Below are 5,143 nucleotides of genomic sequence, written 5' to 3' on the forward strand. Positions count from 1 at the left end.
TGGAGACAATCTTTCCAAGCAACCCCGAATCCATTAAATGTTTTAGTTTCATTACAGCCGGATTGAACCTTTCGATGTGCCCGACCATGAGTTTTACTCCGGCATCGGAAGCAGCATTAACCAGGTCTTTTGCGTTTTCAATGGTATCGGATAAGGGTTTCTCTATCAATATATTGATCCCACATGCAATGGCATCCAGTCCGACCTGTTTATGTAACGTTGTTGGCACAGCTATACTGATAGCATCAAGATCCTGTTTAAGCAATTCTGTATGATCAATAAAGCCAGGGACTCCATATTGACTGGAAAGTTCATTTACCCTGCTTTCTGAAACATCGGATATGCCTATAAGTTCAACATTAGCCATCTCATTATAGATCCTCACATGATGCTGGCCCATAGCTCCGACGCCAATAACTCCTACTCTCATTCTATAACCTCACAAATTGTTTTAATAATATATGACAATTCCTTTTTTGATACTGCAGGATGAATAGGTAGTGAGATCACTTGCTTTGCAGCGAGTTCTGTTTCCAGAAAGGTATCATCATATCCCAGTTTCATATAGAAAGGTTGTTTGTGTATTGGTATGGGATAATATATACCGGTCCCGATGTCATGATCTCGTAATCTCTCAACAAGAGTGTCTCGTTCTATTGGATAATCTTCCGTTATCCTAATTGTATATTGATGGAATACATGTGTACACCCTTTCCTTATTGTAGGAATTTCAATGCCAGGGATATTCTTCAGTCCCTCTGATAAATATTTTGCATTTTCAATTCTTTTTGCATTAAAATCAGCAAGCTTTTTTAGCTGGACCAATCCTATAGCAGCGGAAATATCTGTCATTCTAAAGTTATAGCCCAACATTTCATGAAGATAGCGCTGTTTTGAACCATGAGAACGTATCATACGTGCACAAATATCAATGTCCGGATTATTTGTAGTTATCATACCACCTTCACTGGTGGTCATATTTTTAGTCGGGTAGAAGCTAAACGTCCCGATACCGAAAGAACCCACATTTTTTCCGTGATACTGTGCACCATGGGCCTGGCAAGCATCCTCGATCAGTACCAGGTCATAGTCCCTGGCAATTTCCATTAAAGCTTTCATCTCGGCAGGATGTCCATAAAGATGTACTGGCAGGATTGCTTTTGTTCTGTGTGTGATCTTGTTAAGGACATCATCCGGATCGATGTTGAAAGTATCACGGGATATATCTGCAAATATTGGCTTTGCATTTGTATACAGTATGGAATTGGCAGTGGCAATAAAAGAAAAGGAAGTTGTGATTACCTCATCGTCCTGTCTTACCCCTGCTGCCTGAAGTGCAATTTGTAAAGCTGAGGTTCCTGAATTCACGGCAATTGCATGCTTGACACCGATCAATTCTTTGAAGTTGTGTTCAAATAACGATACTCTTGTGCCTTCGGCAATATTACCTGATCTTAATACCTCAACAGCGGCATTGATCTCATCTTCATCTAATAGTGGTTTTGCAATGGGGATCATAATATAATTTATAATTAAATCGAATTTACTGTCAATAATTCATCACTTAACATTGTAATCTTCGCAGGAACCCCTATTGCCAGTTTTCGCGGGGGTACATCTTTTGTTACAAGAGCTCCGGCTGCTACCATCGCGCTTTCACCGATCTCAACACCTGGAAGTATTGTTGAATTAGCTCCAATAGATGCATTGAACCGTAAAGTTGGTCCTTTCAATTTATATTTCTTGCGAATAGGATATTTATCATTTGTCAGGACAGCACAGGGACCAATAAAAACATTATCTTCAATAGTCGTATTAGTTGGAATATATGCATTGCTCTGGATACTTACATTATTCCCAATTGTTGTGTTTCCATCTACTACGACATTGGTACCTATCAAAACATTGTCTCCAATAGTGGTGTGTTCCCTGATTAGGATATTATGTCCGGATCTGAAATTATTCCCTATCTCAACGTCAGAATATATGATAGATCCGGATCGTATTACTGCATTTTCTCCTATTGTCGTGCCTTTGAACTCGTATTCAGAGATAGGAATTGTTGAATTCGCTAATTCCCGGATTATTTTATTTGTTGGATAACCAAGAATAACATTTTCAAGAATAATACAATCATTATCGATTGAATTATTTCCATACATATGTGCAGATTCATGGATTCTATTATTCTGATGTAAATAAGAATTCAAATTCATTCACCGTCTTTCTTTAATGAGACTGTAGTTTTAGTCCGTAATTTTCACACAGTCAAGCTTAATTCACTATATGTTTCCGTCTTTACAAAAACATTTTGCTGATTTTTACACTATTTACTCAATTTCAGCTATATATTTACCCTTTACCCATATTCTTCCTTTATTCCTTTTCGCCCCTCTACATATAGCACATTTTTAGAAAGCATTCGCTCACAAAAATATCCCACTATTCATCATATTTCAGTTTTTCCGGCGCTGGAAGATAAATGCCAGACAAAGCATTGCAATTATTGGGATTGCAAGTGTTGGGAACTCTGGGATTTCTTCAATGTCCACTTCTATTGTGAAACTATCGACCGGTTCACCAGCATCCAATACTCCATCATGATCCACGTCTACAATGATGTCATAGTTTCCGGCTGTAAGTGGTGCAATCCAGATCTGAGTAACATCAATGATTCCAGAACCATCTGTGGATACTGTTTCAACACCATCACCAACATCAGGTCCGATCTGGTCATTCACAGACCATTCCCTGTTTGGAACTACATAGATGTCCACAGCCTGGTCGTTAGCCGGAAGATCTCCCGCATAGCAGTAGACGTTCTCCCCCAGAGCAAATACATTCTTTTCAGCTCCAGTATCATTGGAAGAATGGACATAAGCTTCTGCAGCATATGGCACTGTAGCATATGGCACTGTATTAGTGCTTAACGTTTGTTCTTCAGTATTAGGATATATCACATAGACTCGGATGGTTCCTGTTTTACTTCCACCGTTGGAATTTAGAGTTATGGTTCCGGTATGTTCCGTATTACGTGTTAGTCCTTTGGTGTCAATGGTTACAGTAACAGTATCTGTTTCTGTGGTTGTTGTTCCACTGGTTGGATCCATGCTTATCCATGTTTGGTCATCGCTAACATTCCATTCCAGGATTCCTTCACCACAGTTAGTTATATTGAATGTCCAGGTTCTTGTTCCACCTAAAAAAACTTTTCCAAAGTCATACGATGGTGGATCAGGATCAGTGCAGTAATGGTATGACCCTGCTACAGGCATTTCGGGCTTATCTGAGATTGTTGGTGTTGCGAATAGTATATACACAGCAAGCACTATAATCGCCAAAATAACAATCTGAATTTTGTTGATTCGTTTTTTCATTTTTGCACCGCCATTCATTTTTTTGTGATGTTTGCATTCTTATGTGGAATCAACACGTTACTACGCCGCCATATTCCAGCAAATATGGTGTGAATCCAAACTCTTCACGTTTTTTGCAATATTATAAATTTTAGCAGTTCCTTGAAAATGCTAAATATTAATATACAACTTTATATATATAGTGTTTATATATAAATGTATGTATGAAAATAATATTTCAATCCTTGGCGTCAATATAGCATCTGTCTTGATGTGAGATAACCACACTTTAATATTTTCATCCGACACATCATCAAACTTATCATTAATATGCATGTGTCATCGGTTAAGAGTAATATTGTAATGGAACACGAATTGCACGGATAATAAATAAATCCGTGAAAATCCGTTTAATCCGTGTCATCTGTGTTCGATTTAAATCAAATTGGAGTATCGTATGAAATCATTTGTCTTTTGGAAAATAATACATACCAACTCTGTCAAACTCCTTAACCAATGACCAATGTATTAATATGTGCAACAAATTCTTTGTGTATCTCAGGTCTTTTTGTATCAGATTTAGCAAGTGGACATTCTGGAAACTTCCTTACCCGGGTTTTCATCTATCCTAAAAAAACTCACATCGCTTTGAAGGCATTTATCCACATCTCACCAGCACAGTCCCACATATTCGATATATTCACATTGTATCATATTACGACCATCGACCACAAGTGGACGGCGCATAACCTTGAACTCTGAACAGAGTCCTTTAAACTCATCCCACTCAGTCATGACCAGGCAGCCGTTGGCCCCTTTTAGTGCATGGATAGCTGAATCGCAATATTCAATGTCAGGATAAATAGCCTTCATATTATCAGTTGCCATGGGGTCATATGAAGATACCTTTGCCCCCTTATCCAGCAATGCCCTGATAACAGGTATGGACCTGGACTCCCTGATATCATCGGTATCATTCTTAAATGCAAGACCCAGTACAGCGATTCTTTTTCCTTCCAGATCACCTGTGCGGGACTCCAGCAGGTCTATCATCATTAAGGGCTGTACTTCATTGACATTGATAACTGACTCAAGCAATCCAGGTTCATATCCAAGTTCTTTTGCCTTTCCGATAAGAGCCTTAACATCCTTTGGGAAACATGAACCACCGAAACCCGCACCCGAGTTGAGGAAATTTGGCGATATCCTGGAGTCCTTGCCAACTGTTTCCATGACTTTGTATGTATCTATTCCCATTTTTTTACATATATTGCCGATCTCGTTGGAGAAAGATATCTTTGTAGCAAGGAACGAATTGTTGACATATTTGATCATCTCGGCAGTACTGGGGTCGGTATGTGTGATCTGGCACTTAAGACCTGCATACAGGCCAGATATGGTATCATCCGACCTCTGGTCTATAGCCCCGATGACGATCTTATCCGGGTGCATGAAATCATGGACCGCCTTGCCTTCTCTCAAAAACTCAGGATTCATGCCAGCCCCGAAATCCACACCGGGTTTACGGCCGGATGCCCGTTCTATTATCGGGACCACTACCTTCTCTGTGGTCTCTGGTACTACTGTGCTCTTGACCACGACCACATGGTAGCCATCTTTTTTCCCTATTGCAATGCCCAGGCTCTGGCTTGCAGCCTTCACTATCCCGAGGTCGATGTTTCCGTTATCGTCAGACGGTGTTCCCACACATATGAAGGAAATATCAGTATTTGCAACCGCATCATCATAATCGGTAGTGGCCCTGATATTTTCACCGGCATGTTTTT

5 protein-coding genes are annotated in these 5,143 nt (G+C 39.7%); all 5 read right to left on the reverse strand.

Translation table 11 applies throughout. From position 1 onward, the window contains the following. Positions 1-430, reverse strand: a 430-nt coding sequence (locus tag HF974_09220; protein MBC2698488.1) for a Gfo/Idh/MocA family oxidoreductase, incomplete at its 3' end; no start/stop codon positions are given. Next, positions 427-1,518: a DegT/DnrJ/EryC1/StrS family aminotransferase gene (locus HF974_09225; protein ID MBC2698489.1), complete on the reverse strand. Its 1,092-nt coding sequence runs from the start codon at positions 1,516-1,518 to the stop codon at positions 427-429. The genes HF974_09220 and HF974_09225, both read right to left, overlap by 4 nt. Positions 1,519-1,532: 14 nt before the next feature. Continuing rightward, positions 1,533-2,216: an N-acetyltransferase gene (locus HF974_09230; protein MBC2698490.1), complete on the reverse strand. Its 684-nt coding sequence runs from the start codon at positions 2,214-2,216 to the stop codon at positions 1,533-1,535. A gap of 240 nt (positions 2,217-2,456) precedes the next feature. Next, positions 2,457-3,110 carry a PEF-CTERM sorting domain-containing protein gene (locus tag HF974_09235; protein MBC2698491.1) on the reverse strand — a complete coding sequence of 218 codons (654 nt, stop codon included), beginning with the start codon at positions 3,108-3,110 and terminating at the stop codon, positions 2,457-2,459. A gap of 915 nt (positions 3,111-4,025) precedes the next feature. After that, positions 4,026-5,143, reverse strand: a 1,118-nt coding sequence (locus HF974_09240) for a UDP-glucose/GDP-mannose dehydrogenase family protein (GenBank protein MBC2698492.1), incomplete at its 5' end; no start/stop codon positions are given.

This window comes from ANME-2 cluster archaeon (genome assembly GCA_014237145.1).
In the GTDB taxonomy this organism is placed as follows: Archaea; Halobacteriota; Methanosarcinia; order Methanosarcinales; family Methanocomedenaceae; genus Methanocomedens_A.